The following is an 18,109-nucleotide window of genomic DNA, read 5'->3' as shown; positions in this document are numbered from 1 at the left end:
TTTCTTATTCGAGTATAAGTCGAGCCAATGCCGAGAGATCTACAATATCAATTGTTCCGTTATGATCGAAGTCCATCGCTTGATATTGAGCCCAATCCGCATCTTCGCTTGACTTGCCATATGCGGCTACAACGAGCGCCAAATCACCGATGCTAACAGTGTTGTCATGGTTGACATCTCCTGGACGCTCCTTGACAACGGCTGCTTTGAATGCTTGCACAGCTGCATTCAGATCAGTTACCGCCTGCTCGACTTGCTCCTGCGTAGCGTCAATGTTATCTGCGACCGCGCTAGCGCTATGGATAGCAGCCAGCAAGATCGCTTTCGAACCGGCTGGGTACTGACCTACACCCGTACCTTCCTCTGCTGTGTCATAAAGGGCCTGCGCCTCGGTAATCAAAGCTCTCAATGCCGCTTTATCAATGACATTGATCACCCCGCTGTAAGCGGCTCCCGTAAGCTCGTTCTCTGCTCCATCTGCGTTGGCAACGATGATCGGTGTGACAGAAACGTTAGTAACACCGGAGCTTTCCGCACCCTTTACCTGAAAGCGCAGCTTCAAGATATCGCCGTCCACAACCTTCGAGCCTTGACCGACGTTGGCCATAATGAGGCGGACTTTGCCAGGCTGTGCGTCTTGGGCTACAACGACAAAGCTCGGATTCAGCATCGTATCGTCTACCCCGACCCACTCCAGCTTATTAGCATCATAAGCCACGGTTATATCTTGAGCTAATACTTCTTGGCTCACCTCGCTCAAGCCGTAGACCAAATCCAGCTCTTGGCCGCTTTGGATAGCTGCAGGTCCGCTTAAAGTGCCGGAAGGTCCGCCGGTCACCGTTACGTTCGCTACTGCTTTAACGTTCGTGCCTTCCACCTTACTGTTCACTGTAAATGTACCCGCCTGTGCATATTTCGACGGGTCAACCGCATCCCAGACCACATTGACCGATTGGGAAGAAGCATCGCTGTAGGTAGCTGTAACCGTATCAGGAAGTTCAGGAGAAGTTCCCGCCTGGGTCGATACACCAACTGCATGAATGCTTGTAATGAACGGTGCTCCCGCAGGATCAATGACGGTAATATTCGCTTTAGCTAAGATCGAAGTACCTGGAACGATTCCTGTAATCGTAAACTGTCCCGGTTGTTGTAACAGCTCAGGGTCGTAAGTGCTCCATGTGACGGTATTGTTGATATTATCCATCGAACCGTCATTATACGTTGCTTCCACGTAAGCCGGTAATAGCGGTGCTTTGCCTAAAGTTGTCGTTACGTTCACATCGGCAATGCTTGTAATGGAAACCGCATCCGTGACCCTGACATAAACGGTCGCATCCGCACGCACGTTCGTGCCGTCTACGGTGCCGGTCAGCGTAAAACTTCCAGGGTTCTCCAGTTGATCTTCCGTAATAGGATCCCAAATGACGCTTGCCTCCGTGGTTGAGCCGTCAACGAGCACTTTCGTTACATGCGATGGGAGTAATGGCTCTTTGCCTTGGACCGTGCTCACCTTAACAGGCAAGACGCTTGTTGTCGGCGTTGCAAACACCTTCCACTCCAAGATACCGGTCCACTGTGCTCCCCTTGTCATGGTCAAACGAAGCTTAGTTGTCGTTACCGGGGAGAACGTCGTCGTATTGTATTTGTTCAATTCAACCCCATTGCCGCTGCCATTGGGAACATCAACGAATGCACTTCCATCCCAATATTGCAGCTTACTTGCAGTTGGAGCCAGGATACCGCCGTTATCTGTCCACCAGTACACATCCGATTTGTTCACGTTTACCGGATTTGGCCAGTCATACTCCACCCACTCCGTTGGTGACCCGTGTGCCCAGTTACCGTATGCCGAGCCGTTTTTATCTGTCGAGTTTCTTGGGTCATAACCGTCATTGATGCCGCTTAGATTTTCCCATGATGAAACATAGGAAGTACTTGGCGTAGCCGTAAGAGCTAGGTTGACATTATTCGGAAGTGGATCAATCGTTACCGTGATATCTACGGAAGTGGTTAATTCTCCATCGGTAGCGGATATCGTTAGAACGTATGTTCCTGGTTTGCTAAAGCTTGCTAGTGTATTCGCTGCGTTCGCATTTACAAAGGACACTTGACCGCCTGCAGGCCCGCTTTTCATTGACCAAGTGGAAGTCAATGTACCCTCAGGAGCGCCATCGTCAGAGACAGATGCCAACAAATTGGCTTTCAAAGGAATTTTGACACTCGAATCCTGCTGTGCGGTCACGACCGGTGGTGTATTAACAGCAACAGGAGCCTGCACGCCTGTGCTGAAGACCTGAAGTTCTTTGATCCCCACGGCGAACCCGGCCTTCGGTGTCATCGATACTCTAAGCTTCTGCGCTGTGATGGCAGGGAATTGGATATGATTGTAGTTCGCAAGTGTCGGCGATTTGTATTGTCCGGGAACCGCCTTCCAACTTGATGCAGCTTCATCATAATATTGCAGTGTATATAAGGAAGGCTCTCTATACGAATTGGACGGTTTATCGTTATAGAAGTACAGCTTTACATCGTCAAAAGTCTGCGTGGTTCCGAAGTCAAGCTGGTACCAATCCTGCGCATTGACTGAACCTTTAGTTCCCCAAATAGGCGGATTTGCTCGGAAGCTTCCTGATACGTAAGCATTTCCGCTAATCGTAAACCCGTTAACCGCATGCTCTACAGCCGTATCCGCAGCTGTGTATGATGCAGATGCCGCTCCTTTGAGCGCCAGATTTTCTGCATTTCCTGTCTCTTGTGTTAGATCTACGCCTGCCTTTTGGAATAGATCGACAGCACGGCTGTTTGTCGACAAATCCACGTCAGTCGCAGCCTTCATTTGACTGCTGCTGTGCTTCGCTAGCACCGTCGCTCCGCTATTGTCTTTGACGGTCACTTCACCTGTTGCCGGATTCCATTCTACATGCGCGAGTTTATCGACAGTAAAGGCAAGCGAGCCATCGATATATAGCGAATAGCCCTCAGGCGAGTTCAGATAGTGGTTGGTGCCGTCACCTGGCTTATCCCATACAATCGTCATATCGCTGCCGTGATAGCTCAGGTTGTTCACCGTGAAGTGATCCCAGCCGATGTCGATCGGCGCTAGTTCAACCATAGAGTCCGTTCTCGGCATAAGTCCTGCCACATCTTCAATGATGGAGTAATTGTAGTTCCCTAGAATATTATGATGAATGCCGGATCTGCCTTTAATCTGCTGTGTATTAGGATCCCAGTTGTACCAATATTCATTGTTATCCAGATACTGAATGTTTCCATTAATCGCTGTTGCCCATCCCGTCCAGTACATCAGCTTTTTATACATATCTGCTGTGATATATGGCTGATCCGGATACTTCCTCAGAACTTCAGTGAAGAGTCTCATATTGCCTGTCGCATTAATATTGGAAAAGTTATTGCTTCCTCCTACGCCAGCAGCGACCGACTCGGCCTTATCCTTCTGATCTGCCGTGTAGAACGGAAAGATCGGGAACTCGCTCTTATCCGCCCAATATCGGAGAGATTCCAGATATTTCGGATCATCCTTAGGAACAAGATCATCCATCTGGAAGGCATAGTAATTGTTCGCATCCTTCCAAGGAATGAAGCTGCTGGAGAACAGGTCCTTTTGCAGGAACATATTCGTGGAGTTATCCCATAAGTTATTCAAAAACGATTGTTTGATATTGTCGGCAAGTGTCTTCATCTCGGCAGCTTTGGACGTGTCCCCAAGAAGCTCGTAGGCTTTGGACGAAGCCATGGCATTCCCATATACGAAAGCGCTTTCAGTTCGATCCTGATCGATATTTCCGCGTTTTTCAAAGTAGTGGAATGCATTGCTGTCCGCATCGTTCCCCGTTAAGGAGCCCCAATCATAATTAATTAAGTAATTGTTGTTCGTATCAAAACGGTCCAGTTGGCCCTTGGCGTCTTTCTCGGCGTATCGTGCGAGATTTTTCAAGATTTTGGACGGACCGCCGTGTACCTGATACGTTTGCCAAGCCGAATCCCCGATGTACTGGGTATAGCTGTTATTCCAGTTGGCCGGATCGCCGGGATTATCTGTGAACAAGCTGTCCCGAGACACTTCCCCCGCCGAAACCCAATCTCCGTAGGAATAGATCGGATTTCTTAAATATTTGAGATCCTGCATGTGCATGGGCTGAGTAAGCACGATGGCATTGTTATAGCCGAGCGCTCCTTCAACGGAAATCGGGAACTGATAATCATTACCCGGAATATTCGCATCAAGGAAATTAAACCGGCTGAGCCACCATCTGTAATAAATAATCTTCTTGATGTTGTCGTCTGCAACATCAATATAAGGAATATTGTCTGCCCACCATTTATTATTTTCTTTTAGCTGCGTCAGATACGCTGTATTCGCATCGTACGTCCTGAACCGGTTATAGTCCGTTAGGGATTCGGGAATTTCATTCGCAATGAAGCCCATTTGGAATTTAAGCGTAACGGATTCTCCTGCTCCTAAGGTTAAGGTTCTGGTCAAAATTCCGTTGCTCGCCGTCATTCCTTCCCCGCTAATTCTCGGATACAGCTTCGTCAATTTATTTTTGACGTCAATCACACCTGTTAATTCCGTTCCATCCTCAGAGGCGGTTGTTGCATAGGGTGAATCAGCCGTTAAGGTTAACGTTTTGCCTGCGGAACCGGTATTCGTAATCTTCACGTTCGTAACAGCAACGTTATTCTCCGTAATAAATTTGGTCTCTTCCAGTGTATAACCGGCTGAATTGGCATTAAACAAGCTGTACCAATAGCTAGGTGTCTGATACCTTTTGCTCGAGTCTTCGGTAAAGGTAACGCCATTAGCCTGAATGGAGTAAGCCTTCTGCTTGCTGATCTCATCCCAATACGCGACATCATTGCCGAAGCCGATGACCGATGCGCTGTTTCCATACATGTATAACGCTCTGCCTCGAGACATCATCTGTGTGCCTGCCGGATCACTTCCGGATCGGCCCAGCAATCTGTCCATCCAATAGGAGGTCCCGCCTGCTGCTAGATCGGCTGCGTACATATCCTGCATCATGCTCCTGCTTGCCTCATAGGCTGCTGGCTCTTGCGGGCACAACCGGATTCCCGCTTGGATTCGTAAATACGGGAAGTCCGGGATCGTTATTATTGACGACAGTATTGGATGCAACATTCGAATTACCGGTTGTATCCGCAGAACCTGCCGTTGTTGCTGCAAAAGCTGACGCGTTATAGCTCGATAGTACGGAGAGAGCCGTAACGGTTACGGCAACTGATTTGCGAATCGAACGCTTGAACCGTTTCATAGTCACTACCCCTTGTTTCATCAATTTGGTTTTCATATATGGGTTGACACTTCCAAGCATGACCTTGCTTACCGAAGCTGTTCATTTGGCCTAATGTATAACCAAACCCGCTCCTTCTATACAAAATTCCTGCATCACCCCTTCTTCAAAGTGTAGCTGGCGAAGAAATAGGTCCTCGCCACTATCCTTTAATACCCGTCATCGCAATCCCTTCAATAAAGTAACGCTGTGCTATGAGAAAAACAAGGAGTGAAGGAATCACGATCACGGAAGTCGCTGCCATCATTAAATTCCACTGAGCTGTATAAGAGCCTTGGAACAAGGTGAGCCCCTGCATCAGGGTGTAATTCTTTTCGGAGGTGATAAACGCAAGAGGTCCCAAGTAGTCATTCCAGTTCGTCAAAAATGTCAACAATCCTACAACGATCAGTGCCTGTTTGCCAATGGGCAAAATGATTTGCCAATAAATCCGGAAATGGCTGCAACCGTCCACCTTGGCTGCTTCATCCAGCTCTCGCGGGATGCTCATAAAGAATTGCCGAAGCAGGAAAATGTTGAACACTCCGCCCCCGAACCAGGCAGGCGCGATGAGCGGGACAAACGTATCCGTCAAATGCAGCGATTTCCAAAACACAAACTGCGGAATCATCACAACGAAAAACGGAATCATTAGTCCTGTTAAAATAAATCCGAACACTTTATCTCTTCCCGGCCACTCCATTCGTGAAAAGCTGTAGGCGCAGATCGAACTCGTCAGCAGCACGCCGGCGACGGCACCGCCCGTAATGATTGCACTGTTCATAAAGAATCGGCCGAACGGATAAGCGCTGAGCGCTTGCTTGAAATTATCCATATACCAATGGGAAGGCAGAAGCTTTGGCGGATTTTGAAACAGCTCTCCCATCTCGATGATGGACGTTCGGAGCATCCACAGGATCGGAAATAAGCAAAACACGCTTCCGGCAACCAGCAACGCATATAGGATCGTTTTGTTAAGGAACGATAATTTTCTCATTTTTTACTGCCCTGCCCTTCATAATAAACAAGCGATTTGGAGAAGGCGAATAACACAACCGTGAATACGATAACGACAAGGAACAAGAGAACGGAAATACTGCTGGCACTGCCCATTCTGGAAAATTTGAAGCCTTCGTTAAAGAGATACAGGACATACAGCAAACTTGCATTGCTCGGACCTCCTTGGGTCATTACTGCCGGTTGTACGAAGGTTTGAAAACCATTGATAAATGCGATTACCGTATTGAAGAAAATAATCGGCGAGCTCATCGGAATGGTTACATAGATCAACTTATGAAAGGAATTGCCACCGTCGATTTCTATAGCCTCATATAAATGACTAGGTATCCCCTGAAGCCCTGCCAGGAAGATCACAATGGTATTTCCGAGTGTCCAGAAGCTGAACAAAATGAGTGTTGGTATGACGGAAGCCGTCTCTCCAAGCCATTTGGAGGTCGGCAAATGAAGCGTTTGCAAAGCATAGTTAACAATACCGAAATCCGGCTGAAGCAGCCAGAGCCAGACCATGGATGAAGCTGCGAGCGGAATGATGACGGGAAGGTAGAAAATACTTCGAAAAATCGTTCTTCCCCTAATATTCTGATTGAGGAGTATCGCTGCAAAGAAGGATAGGATGATGCCCAGCGGGACACTAACACCTACATAATAGACCGTTGCTTTTACAGCCGGGTAAAAGAAAGGATCGGCACCGCTGAACAAGTTCTTATAATTGTCCAGTCCGATAAACTCAGGCGGCTTTCCCACGTTGTACTTCGTAAAGCTCAAGAAGATAGTGACGAAAATCGGAATGATAACAAAGATTAGATACCCCAACAGCACGGGTGAAGCGAACAACAATCCGTAAACCAAATCTTTAGGTCTCTTTTTTCTCACATTCGCTGATTTATGGCGGCTTAATGTTCTTGGAATCGTCCATTCAGTTTTCATGACGGTTTCTCTCCATTGTTTTATTTATTCCGGATGCCCTGCCCTTATTTTCCTGAACGGGCATCCGGAACTTCTATTTTTAGACTTGTTATGGATTCACATCATAACGACCTTGAATTTCCGGTTGTACCTTCGCTTCGACTTCCTTCATCGCTTCTGCAGCTGTTTTCTTGCCGAGCATGACGGCGTCGATCTCAGAGAATGTAATCGCATTAATCTTGGAGAAGTTCTTCATGTAATAAGGACCGGACGGCACGCCGTTTTTCAGCAAGTTGTTCATCATAGCATCTTTAAAACCCGCCGGATGCGCAGGGTTGTTCTCCGCCCATTTGGCTACGAGGGATGGATCCGTATACCATTTGGTCATGGTAGGCATCCATAAGCCATCTTTGTATAGATCCAGGAGCCTTCCGGATTTTCCAGGAACTTCGTCAACATCCAGGATTCTTCAATGTGCTTGGAAGATTTGTAGATCACCGACAAGCCGCTGATGCCCATGGGTACGCTGCGTTTGAGCTTCGGCAGGACACCGATATCGTAATTAACTTTGGCCGCACCTAAGTCCAGATTGATCCATTGACCGTGCATGGACATGGCGACTAGCTTGGATTGCAGCGCGATGGCTTGGGATGGAATCGATTTGGCCTGCACCGGTGACGGAGCCACGTGATACACATTGATCAGGTCGGACAGCTTCTGAATCGCTTCCGTTGCTTCAGGCTTGCTGAAGCTGAACGTTTTGCCGTCCTTGCCGATCCACTCGCCTTCATTATTGATGACGGTTGCTTGTACCGGACCGTACCAGGTTTCAAACGAAACACCGTACTGCTTGATATTGTTCGGGTCGAACGCAGGATCCGCTGCATTTTTACCGTTTTTATCAATTGTCAATTTCTTCGCTACTTCAACGAATTCATCCCAGCTCCATGCACTTTCAGGCTTAGAAGGCGGATAAGCAACCTTAGCGGCATCGAACAAATCTTTATTATAGAAAAGTCCGAACGTCTCGCCAGCAGTACTGATGCCGTACGCATTATCAGCCGAAGATTTGAACCAAATGTAATCTAGGAAATCTTCCCGTTTCAGCTCTTTATCTTTGTCCAGCAGCTCAAACAGATTGACGAATTTGTTCTCCTTCTGCCAAGGATCAGCAAGCTCGCCGTGCATATAACCAAGATCCGGCGCTTCATTGCCGGCAACCATTGCCGTGATTTTGGCATCATAATCGGCTTCGGGTATATGGATGGCGTCTACGGTGATCCAAGGATACTTTTCCGTAAACTTTTTCGTCGCTTGTTCAAGCGCCGTCTTCTCCTGCGGACTTCCCCAATACGTGAACTTAAGTGTGACAGGGTCATGTTTTTCCTCTGCTTGTGCGGTCGCCGTTGATTGCGCAGATGGAGCGCTCGTTGCTGCATTCTGATCGGTTGCACTTGGTTGGTTGCTGGTATTATTACTGGAGGAACATGCTGTAAGCATACTGCTGAATGCAAGTGTCAACACCGTAGCTGAAAGGATAAATTTCGATTTTCTCATTCTCTAACCTCCCGTTTTTTACATCAATGAGTTTGTTGCTCTTCTTGATTCCAATTATAGGGAATGCGCTTTCAATGATAAATTCGAAATTTTTCATGATGGTGGATAATATCACGATCTTTATGGATGCGATTACAAAATTCTAATCAGATAACGCTCTCTGCTGTGTGAACGCTTCGCTTCACCCGAATGACGGATCCGACCATCTTGCTTCATCGGCTGTCTCTATGATCTGTTGGTTGGTATTCAAAAAGAGCAGAATGCGATACATAACGTATCACGTTCCACTCTTTTTTGAAAGAATTTATTTAGCTGCGCCAACGATTCTTATTCACGCTCAAATGCTACCAAACAAAAAATCTCAATGAAATTCCCTTACCCATACAGTCATCTCACCTTTACTTCGATTAGCCCAAGTGAAATAAGGAATAAAGGTAATACTAACCTCTTCCAGCTGTTGTCTATCGGTTCTTGAATATCTATATAAAGGGACGTCGTTCCCATCCAGTTGTTCACGATACGCTTGGGCTTGAATAACTGGCACGTCTGCAGGCATATCAGGTGAACTTCTGACAGTCAACTCACTTTCCGCAGGTAATACAATTTGGTGCAGCCCCTCCCCATTGTCTGCTTCTTCCAAGCAGTAAACAAACGGGCCTCTTTGAATGGCCGTCTTACCGATCGTATGGCGAATTGACGAGTGACCTCTTATGCGAAGAATAGGCATGCCAAAATCAAGATCAACCGTATCACCATCTTTCCAGATACGATGAATCCTAAGATAGCCGTCTACAAATTGCTCCGAGTCTACAGTATATGCAGACTCATTAATCTGAACGCTCAGTGTGTCCGACCAATCTGGAATCCGTAAGGCAAACGTCATGCCATTTGGATGATCCGCTGCGATTTTCATATGAACTTGACCAATAGACGCATAATCCGATTGCTGGTTTATGGTAATTGCGGTTTCCCCTATCTGGAACCGAGCTTCGCCTCCGATGTAGAGATGGGTATAGATGGTTTCGCCTTTTTGAGTATAGATATACTCGCCAAGGGAAGCTATAAGCCTAGCGATATTTGGCGGGCAGCATGCGCATCCGAACCACCCCTGCCTCTCTGCTTTCACATGGGCATAATTCTTATTGTGCCGGCATCTGGCAGGGTCAACCTCCAACGGATTTACATAAAAGAACCGCTTTCCGTCCCTAGACATCCCGCTGACAACCGTGTTGTAGAGCGCTCTTTCCATGACATTGGCATATTCACTCTTTGGTTCGATTTGCAGCATTCGCTGTGCAAAGAAAATGAGACCGATGGATGCGCAAGTCTCGGCATATGCGGTGTCACTCGGCAGGTCGTAGTCATAAGTGAACGACTCCCCATACTCCTGGGAACCGATAGCGCCTGTAAGATACATTCGTTTGGAAACGATATTCCTCCATAGCTTACGGCATGCTTGCAGCAGATCTTCATCGCCTGTCTCCGCAGCGACATCAGCCATTCCCGTACACATATAGACGACGCGAACGGCATGACCTTCCGCTGTCTCTTGATTTCGTACGGGGAGATGAGCCTGACTGTAAGCAAAGTCATGTGCAATATCAAGCTGGGGAAAATGAACACTTCCTCCCCTCTTTTCGAATTCTTCCAAGTAAAAATGAGGCTGCTGACCTCTTTGCTCCAGGAAAAATCGGCTGAGCTCCAAATATTTTGCTTCGCCAGTTTCCCGATACAGCTTCACGAGGGCAAGCTCGATTTCTTGATGACCGTCGTAGCCTTGTATTTGACCATCTTCGGGGCCAAACACCGTGTTGATATGGTCAGCCAGCTTACAAGCTGCGTCAAGGATCATTCTTTTTCCCGTTGCCCGGTAATAAGCCACCGCACCTTCAATGAAATGACCTGCACAGTAAAGCTCATGACACTCAGCCAAGTTTGTCCAGCGTTTACCTTGCTCTTTAATCGTGAAATACGTATTCAAATATCCGTCTGCCTGCTGGGCTTTTACCATATAAGAGATTAATTCGTCCGCCATGGCTTCCAAGTCCGGATCTGTATGCGTTTGCAATAAATAACCGACGGCTTCCAGCCATTTGGCTGGGTCCGAATCCTGAAAAACCATTCCGCCGTGCTCCCCATGATCCAGGCCTGCCGCAATCTTGAAATTGCGAACGGCATAACTCGGCTCGGAGCCCGGGACCCTGTCATGTAACGCTTCCCACTGATAGGGAACGACAACTTCTTTCACTAGTCTTATATATTCCGACCAAAAAGAGTCATGAATACGAACCGATAGCTGCATGAAGAATCTACTCTCCTTTGAATGATTTACACTCATTATAGGGAAAGCTTCACCTACAAAACATTCTAAATATTTCAGAAAAGTAGAAAATTTCATTATTCATTCAACATAATACGAATCTGGTTGAGCTGAAGGTCACACCTTATTAACTTCCGTCACATCTCAATGACCGTTCCATCCTGGTAACCGACAATCACTTTAGCCGCCATTTTAATAAATAGACCATTGTCAACGACCCCAGGGATCATATTGATGATTTGATGAAGCTCTTCAGGGTGATCGATACTTCCAAAATCACAATCCACGATGTAATTCCCGTTATCTGTTAGATAAGGGTGCTGTTCTTTCATTCTTAATACTGGTATGCATCCTAGAGCACGAAGCTTATTCTGTGTAATTTCATGTGCGAATGTAACGATTTCAACAGGTAACGGGAAGGCACCTAGCTTCTTGACCAGCTTCCTTTCATCAACCACAATGAACAGATTCTTACTCGTGGAGGCCACAATTTTCTCACGCAAGAGCGCCCCTCCGCCACCTTTTATTAAATTCCATGCTTCATCAACCTCATCGGCCCCATCGATCGTCAAATCAATAGAGTCAACCATAGACATGGATAACATCGGAATCCCTAACGCCTTGGCCAAATTTTCCGATTGGATCGACGTGGCCACTGCTTGAATACGTAAGCCGCGCTTTACGTTCTCTCCGATTTTTTGAATCGCCCAGTAGGCGGTTGATCCTGTCCCTAAACCAACGACCATCTCATGATCGATATATGCTGTTGCTTTTTCTGCAGCTATTCGTTTTGCGTCCAATGCTACTACCTCCATGAATGGTTACTTAAATTCCACAGTTCTCAATATTTAACAAGCCTCACCTTGTTATCCCTTGACCTTAGCGAATATTTCGGGCACATATGGTACGACACGATTCATTGCTTCTTGCTTCTGTTTATCACCGACATGCGTGTAGATTTGGGTGGTTTGGATGCTCGAATGCCCCAGCAGCTCTTGAAGAGTCCTGATATCTGTACCGGCAAGGACCTGCATCGTCGCAAACGTATGTCGAAGCTTATGGCTGCTTAAAGATTTTCCTTGCAATTCGATGTATTTCTTTTGAAAAAGTTTAAATTGCTCTTCGGCAATTTTTTGTATCGTTCGGATATGAATTCTTCGCCCAAATTGAGAAATGAAAAACGCCAGTTCCGTTTCTTTGCGCGGCTGAACCCGCTCCGATAAGGCCACATTGAGGATCGAGACCAGTTCCTGCGGGAGTGGAATCGTCCTCATCTTCCGCCCTTTTCCTCTCACATGTAATACCCCAGTTGTTCTGTTGAAGTCAGAAATATTTAATTTACAAAGCTCACTTACCCGTAATCCGGCATAAGCCATCAGCAAAAACATAGCCACATTTCGCATCTGGTATTTCCCTTGCAAGGAATCGATAAATTCGCCTAACACATGTCCCTCTAGATATGAGGGTACTTGATCTTTATCTACCTTGGATTTCTTTACATGCAACGCAGGATTGTTTGCGGCTAGCTTTAGATCAATCATCGCATTGTAAAAGGTGCGAATCGACGACAAGTATCGGTTCCGAGTCGAATCCCCCGCTCCTCGCTGCCGGATCCTCGTAAGAAACCTCATAACATCAATAGATTCGATCTCTGAGAATAGTTTAGGAGCAACTGCAGCTAGAAATTGCCGCGTATCGCCAAGATATGCTTTTTGCGTTTGAAGGGTAAAGCCCTGATCCTTCATCCAAGTATCAAAAAAATCCAGGAGATCCTCGTCGTACTGAATGGTGTCCAAAATTCATCTCTCCCCTAGAAATATCCATTTTATGGTTAAAAATATTGTGGAATCTTGTACGTTCATCATAACAAAAGTCGATCCAAAACGAAATTACGCGAAACATATATTTAGCGTAATTTTTTTGGCTGGATTCTAGGTGAAATATACATCAGGGCCCGGTTTGTTGGCGAACGCTTCCGAGCCGCACCTCATCAACCTATAACCTTTTACTTATAGTGTTTAAAATCCCCGTCTGGTTTCGATCCCGAATAACCTGTTCTTGTTACCGTACCGTTCTTATCAACATGGTACAAATACGTAATATCCTTCTCGTTGTCAAATACGACATGATAGTTATTAGACGTTCGATGGTGATCTGTGTAATCAATGGTCCAATGTTCCCCAGGATAGGCTGCATTCAAGTACGAAGCCAAGAACGGCTCCCTTTTCTTCTCCTCATATGCAGCATAGTAGGGTTGAACGATGAAAAATAGAAATTCTATACAAATCAAACTCATCGTCACAATGTTTGACCATTTTTTTCTTGTCACGAAAAATAGGGTGAAGACGGAAATGATCAATACTGGAATGTACATAAATACAATACCGACGTTCGTTTTTGGAGAGAAATACTTCCCCCACCATGCAAAAAAACTAATGAAGCTTGCTAGAATGAGTAATGGTATAGCGTTTTTAGATAAGAATAAAGCTAGCTTCTTTTTCACAGTTCCTCACTTCATCTCCTATGTAATCAACAACCAACCTTACCATATGCGTACTATGTACTACGTACTACGTACTCCATACTCCATTAATCCATTCTATCAAGTCACATTCTTTACTTTCTAGTTGCTAAAATCAAACCGGTTGAACAATTAAGCTCAACAACATAAAAATCCTCTAAGTTCCTCATCGTACTAACGAGGCTTTGTACTTTTTCTCTATGATCATCTGGCCAAGTCTCGATCGGACGTAAGTCATCGATAATATAATATCCCCCTGGCTTCACCATGGCTAACGTCTCCTCTAATAAATAAAACTTCCCTGGCCACGTATCCGCGAAAATGAGGTCAAATTTCTTGCTTTTATTTTCTTCTATGAACATTCCGCCATCCATCGAAATAAATTCCACACGAGCATCGTGAATACAAGTTCTAGCAATATGTTGAATGGACTCATCCATTTCAATGGAAATCAGACGGCTAGCTGCATCCATCCCATCCAGCAACCATAATGTCGAAAGACCTGCACCTGTTCCTAGTTCAAGAAAATCCCCCTTTCGCTTCGATCCAGCTAATACGCGTAACAGCTGACCCGTTTCCGTATCACATGACATTGTAAATCCTAACTGCTTGGCTCGATCCAAGATTTCATTGATTTTTGGCAGTAATTCTTCGGAAGACATGTATCATCGCACCCTTCAGTTTTTTTATCCCAGGTTTATCCAAGCATGACGCTGGCTTTATTCATCAAATTCTTTGTAAACAAAGGAATATGATGAAAATTAGTAATTCCTATCTCTTAGATCTTTATCTATAAATGAAACCTGAATGCGTTCAACACGATTTGTGCCTTGCAATGAAATAAAATACTCTCCATTTTGATACACATGATCTGATTGGTCTACAGTTTTGAAATCGTGAGCGAGTAGCATTTCGTTCGCTTCATCCCATTGCGTTCCTACTGTTACTTCATATATAGAGTAATCTGGATTCGAAAATTCCAACGCTGTCACTCTTCCAGTTAAATCATGATCCGATGCCGATTACACTAGAGAAGATTACCTTTATTTGTAACATGCTCTCAATCCTTCTTGGAAGCAGAAATTAGGTGACATGATACAAATGTAATACTTCGTTTACGTATTTCAGGTTTTCATCGCTTTGAAGATGTGTTATCCTTTATATATAAGAAAACCGAGTGCGCTAACACTCGGCTATACAATCGGCTTGGATGGTCTATTCCCTTCTAAGTCTCAGGGCAAAGAAACCCACCTTCGGCTGCAACCTTGGGGTGGGTTTTTACTTTCTCTTGTTGTTCGAATTGATGTATGTTAAAAGTGCAAGGATAAACATTCCGAACAGGAACATGATCGACAGTGCATCTTTTACCTCCATGGCCTCACCTCCTTTCGAAGGGAAACCATGCCCACCCAAGATTCAATTGTATTTCTATATCTTACCACAATGTAATAGGGTTGGATAGAATATTTGTTCGCTTACTTTGTGGTGCTTAGCGAATGTAAATTCCAGATCAGTTCTACCATCTAGCAAAGCAAACATATGTAAATAATCCCAGTCACAGACACGGGAAACATTCCATCAAAATAAAAAAACGGGCTCAGCAGCCCGGCATGTAAAAGAAGAAATGATCATACAACCTTAGAATCAGGCAGTTTATAACACCATAACTATTCATTCAACGCTAATTTCAAAGCATTCAAGTTCATCTTCATGATACCTATGTAGTCCAGATTTTGTTTTTTATCCTCGTCCGTCAAGCCCTCGATTGGATTCAATACGGCGGATTTAGCACCAATCTCTGAGGCAACTGTTTCGGCTACCTTTGGATCGACGAGTGTTTCAAAAAAGATGGTTTGAACCTGATGGTCCTTGGCAAATTGAACGATATCCGCCATTTTTGAAGCGGCAGGCTCTTCTTCGGGAGACAGTCCGGCAATCGGTACTTGAGTCAATCCGTAACGCTTGGCCAAGTATGCAAAAGCTGCATGCTGGGTAACAAATTCCTTGCGTTTCACATCCGCGAGCGTATTTCGGAATAATTGGTCAAGCTCTTGGAGCTTGGATATGTACTCAGTCGCATTGTGCTTATAATCTTCTTTATGCGCTGGATCCGCCTTCTCGAATGCCGCTTGAATTGCTAGCACTTCCTGTTGTGCAAGCACCGGGTCAAGCCACACATGAGGGTCCATCACCATCCCGGGCTTGATCGAAGCTTTCTCATCCTCCCCATGTTCGTGCACATCCTCGTCTTCTTCCGCTGTGCCTTCCATAAGCTCAATCCCTTTACTTGCCTCGACCACGATACTTGAATCTTTATGCAAGCTGTTTAACGCCTTTTCTACCCAATGCTCAACGCCCGCTCCGTTATACACAAAAACATCAGAATCTTGAATCTGAGTCATGTCTTTCGCAGTTGGCTCCCAATCGTGAGGTTCAGCGCCAGCCGGCACAAGTGCGATCACATCTGCATGCCCGCCAGCTACCTGCTTACTGAATTCATACATGGGGTAAAAGGTGGTGACCACTTTTAACTTCTTTTTCGCATTAGTACCCGCGGGTGTGGATGAGGATTTTGAGGCAGAACCTGATGTGGAACTGCTGCAGCCTGCGAGAACAATAGTCGATACAGCAGAAAACAACAATATTTTCACAATAAACGGCTTCATGTTACCCTCCTGAAATGTAAGTATATCTTTTTGTAAATAGTGCTAATAGCTACATAGCGAATGAGAATTTTATTCATTACGCAGTCCTAGGGCTTCCATTTGAAATACTGGCTCTTTTGCCACGAGTTCCTGACTCTTATTCCTGCTTTTCATATATCGCATCCATAATCTCTTAACTCCTAAACCAGAAATAAGTATGACAAGCAAGAGCAGCGATATGGAGCCCCCGGGGAGTGCTAAGCTTGTAAGAAACAGCAATTCCTGCAAAGACACCTGTTACACTGACTGCCATTGCAATGAATATCGCAGCCGTAAAGCTTGGAGCAATACGAATAGCTAATGCAGCTGGCAAAATGATAAGCGCTGACACCAGCAAAACTCCGACAACCGGCATGGCAGCGGCAACAATCAAGCCCGTCAACACGCTGAAGGATAACGATATCCATGTGACTGGCAAGCCGTTTGTCCTTGCTGTATCTTCATCAAATGTGATTTGATACAACGGCCTGCGTAAGAAAAAGAAATAAATTGCCGCAAGGGCAGCTACCCCAAGCATCAACCACAGCTGATTTGCACTCACAGCAACAACGGAACCGAATAAATAGGCGCTGAAGCCTTTGTTGATACTTTGATTTAGACTCATCAGCACCACAGCCGTGGATAATCCGCCGATCATCATGATGGCAATCGACATTTCGCTGTATGTACGAAAAGATCGTCGGGTCGTTTCGATGGCAATACCGCCAACAACAGCAACGAGAAAGCCCGTTAGGGTCGGGTTCCATTTTAAAATGGCCCCAAGCGCTACACCAGCAAGTGAAATGTGAGATAGGGTATCTGCCATCAAGGCTTGACGCCGCAGCATTAAGTACACACCTAATACCGAACCGATCAAAGCAGCTATTCCACCGGCACAAAATGCCCGCTGCATGAAGTCGTAGTGCAGCATTTCCATCCACCATGCTCCTTTCTCTCCAATTGAATGATTCGGTCCAGCAAGGGACGTACTTCCTCCAAGCTGTGAGTAACCATCACAACCGTCATGCCTGAGCTTCGAACGAGATGTGTCATTAACCGATAAAAACTGCTGCGGCTCTCCATATCCATTCCTGTTGTCGGTTCATCCAACACAAGCAGATCCGGCTCCTGAGCGATTGCCCGTGCCAGACAGATCCGCTGCTTCTGCCCTCCGGACAATTCACCGATTCTGCGATGACGCAGCTCCCACATGCCGACTTGCCGCAGCGCAGTTTCCGTCCTCTGCTCATCATCCCGGTTCATTCTGCGAAACCACGAGCCGGAAGAATGGCGCCCTGAGCGAACAAATTCCAATACCTTACTTGGAAATCCGCTGTTAAAGGCGGCAATTTGCTGCGGCACATATCCAATTACCGGCCGCCCTCTTTGCATGCCCTTTCCAGTAAGCTGAACACTTCCCTTCCAAGGCTGCAAAAGTCGAAGCATCAGCTTCAAAAGTGTAGTCTTGGCTGCACCATTAGGCCCTGTAATCGCTACAAATTCCCCGGACATGATATCTACATTCACATCCTGCAAGCAGGGCACATCAGAATAACCAAACTGAACATCCTGCATGGATACGATCATCAGAGCATCACCCTTTCTTTCTTTCTCCTTTTCCTCACGGAGGTAACAATAAACAAACCATATCTTATAGTAATTATTACGATTTGTAAATAGTAATAATTACGTTTTAACCGGTTATTGAAATAGCAACTTATTTTCTCTCAGGAAAAAGTCAAGAGAACCTTCACACTTTGGCCCATTTATCCAGCCTTGTCGTTGCCAC

The 18,109-nt window shown here is 45.8% G+C and carries 15 protein-coding genes and 1 pseudogene; all 16 read right to left on the bottom strand.

The features are described from left to right. Positions 1-4 precede the first annotated feature (4 nt). A complete protein-coding gene (locus L0M14_RS10440) occupies positions 5-5,044 on the bottom strand; it encodes an Ig-like domain-containing protein (protein WP_235122041.1) in 5,040 nt (1,679 codons plus the stop codon). A gap of 13 nt (positions 5,045-5,057) precedes the next feature. Continuing rightward, the gene (locus L0M14_RS10435; RefSeq protein ID WP_235122040.1) at positions 5,058-5,294 is read right to left on the bottom strand and encodes a hypothetical protein; all 237 of its coding nucleotides are present in this window, start codon (positions 5,292-5,294) and stop codon (positions 5,058-5,060) included. Positions 5,295-5,475: 181 nt separating this feature from the next. After that, positions 5,476-6,309 carry a carbohydrate ABC transporter permease gene (locus L0M14_RS10430; RefSeq protein ID WP_235122039.1) on the bottom strand — a complete coding sequence of 278 codons (834 nt, stop codon included), beginning with the start codon at positions 6,307-6,309 and terminating at the stop codon, positions 5,476-5,478. Next, positions 6,306-7,259 carry a carbohydrate ABC transporter permease gene (locus L0M14_RS10425; protein ID WP_235122038.1) on the bottom strand — a complete coding sequence of 318 codons (954 nt, stop codon included), beginning with the start codon at positions 7,257-7,259 and terminating at the stop codon, positions 6,306-6,308. Before L0M14_RS10425 ends, L0M14_RS10430 begins: the two co-directional genes overlap by 4 nt. Before the next feature lie 88 nt (positions 7,260-7,347). After that, positions 7,348-7,626 (bottom strand): hypothetical protein, encoded by a 279-nt coding sequence (locus tag L0M14_RS10420; protein WP_235122037.1) that lies wholly within the window; start codon positions 7,624-7,626, stop codon positions 7,348-7,350. Then, entirely contained in the window at positions 7,623-8,795 is a 1,173-nt protein-coding gene (locus L0M14_RS10415) for an ABC transporter substrate-binding protein (protein WP_235122036.1), read from the bottom strand. Before L0M14_RS10415 ends, L0M14_RS10420 begins: the two co-directional genes overlap by 4 nt. A gap of 361 nt (positions 8,796-9,156) precedes the next feature. Continuing rightward, positions 9,157-11,097: a glycoside hydrolase family 127 protein gene (locus tag L0M14_RS10410; RefSeq protein ID WP_235122035.1), complete on the bottom strand. Its 1,941-nt coding sequence runs from the start codon at positions 11,095-11,097 to the stop codon at positions 9,157-9,159. A gap of 155 nt (positions 11,098-11,252) precedes the next feature. After that, on the bottom strand, positions 11,253-11,915 hold the full coding sequence (gene rpiA / locus L0M14_RS10405; RefSeq protein WP_235122034.1) for a ribose-5-phosphate isomerase RpiA: 663 nt from the start codon (positions 11,913-11,915) through the stop codon (positions 11,253-11,255). Between the two features lie 66 nt (positions 11,916-11,981). Further along, positions 11,982-12,911, bottom strand: a complete 930-nt coding sequence (locus L0M14_RS10400) for a tyrosine-type recombinase/integrase (protein ID WP_235122033.1) — start codon at positions 12,909-12,911, stop codon at positions 11,982-11,984. A 209-nt stretch (positions 12,912-13,120) separates the two neighbouring features. Continuing rightward, on the bottom strand, positions 13,121-13,618 hold the full coding sequence (locus L0M14_RS10395) for a hypothetical protein (protein ID WP_235122032.1): 498 nt from the start codon (positions 13,616-13,618) through the stop codon (positions 13,121-13,123). 113 nt (positions 13,619-13,731) lie between these two features. Further along, positions 13,732-14,298: an O-methyltransferase gene (locus tag L0M14_RS10390; RefSeq protein WP_235122031.1), complete on the bottom strand. Its 567-nt coding sequence runs from the start codon at positions 14,296-14,298 to the stop codon at positions 13,732-13,734. A 99-nt stretch (positions 14,299-14,397) separates the two neighbouring features. Next, a complete protein-coding gene (locus L0M14_RS10385; RefSeq protein WP_235122030.1) occupies positions 14,398-14,619 on the bottom strand; it encodes a hypothetical protein in 222 nt (73 codons plus the stop codon). Between the two features lie 295 nt (positions 14,620-14,914). Then, entirely contained in the window at positions 14,915-15,010 is a 96-nt protein-coding gene (gene comI / locus L0M14_RS10380; protein WP_235122029.1) for a competence inhibitor ComI, read from the bottom strand. A 293-nt stretch (positions 15,011-15,303) separates the two neighbouring features. Then, positions 15,304-16,302 (bottom strand): metal ABC transporter substrate-binding protein, encoded by a 999-nt coding sequence (locus L0M14_RS10375; RefSeq protein WP_235122028.1) that lies wholly within the window; start codon positions 16,300-16,302, stop codon positions 15,304-15,306. 69 nt (positions 16,303-16,371) lie between these two features. Beyond that, positions 16,372-17,257 (bottom strand): annotated as a pseudogene (locus L0M14_RS10370) (metal ABC transporter permease). Next, positions 17,203-17,910: a metal ABC transporter ATP-binding protein gene (locus L0M14_RS10365; protein WP_235122870.1), complete on the bottom strand. Its 708-nt coding sequence runs from the start codon at positions 17,908-17,910 to the stop codon at positions 17,203-17,205. Before L0M14_RS10365 ends, L0M14_RS10370 begins: the two are co-directional and overlap by 55 nt. Positions 17,911-18,109 lie beyond the last annotated feature (199 nt).

The organism is Paenibacillus hexagrammi (assembly GCF_021513275.1).
Lineage (GTDB): Bacteria > Bacillota > Bacilli > Paenibacillales > NBRC-103111 > Paenibacillus_E > Paenibacillus_E hexagrammi.
This window is presented reverse-complemented; position numbering and strand designations above follow the sequence as displayed.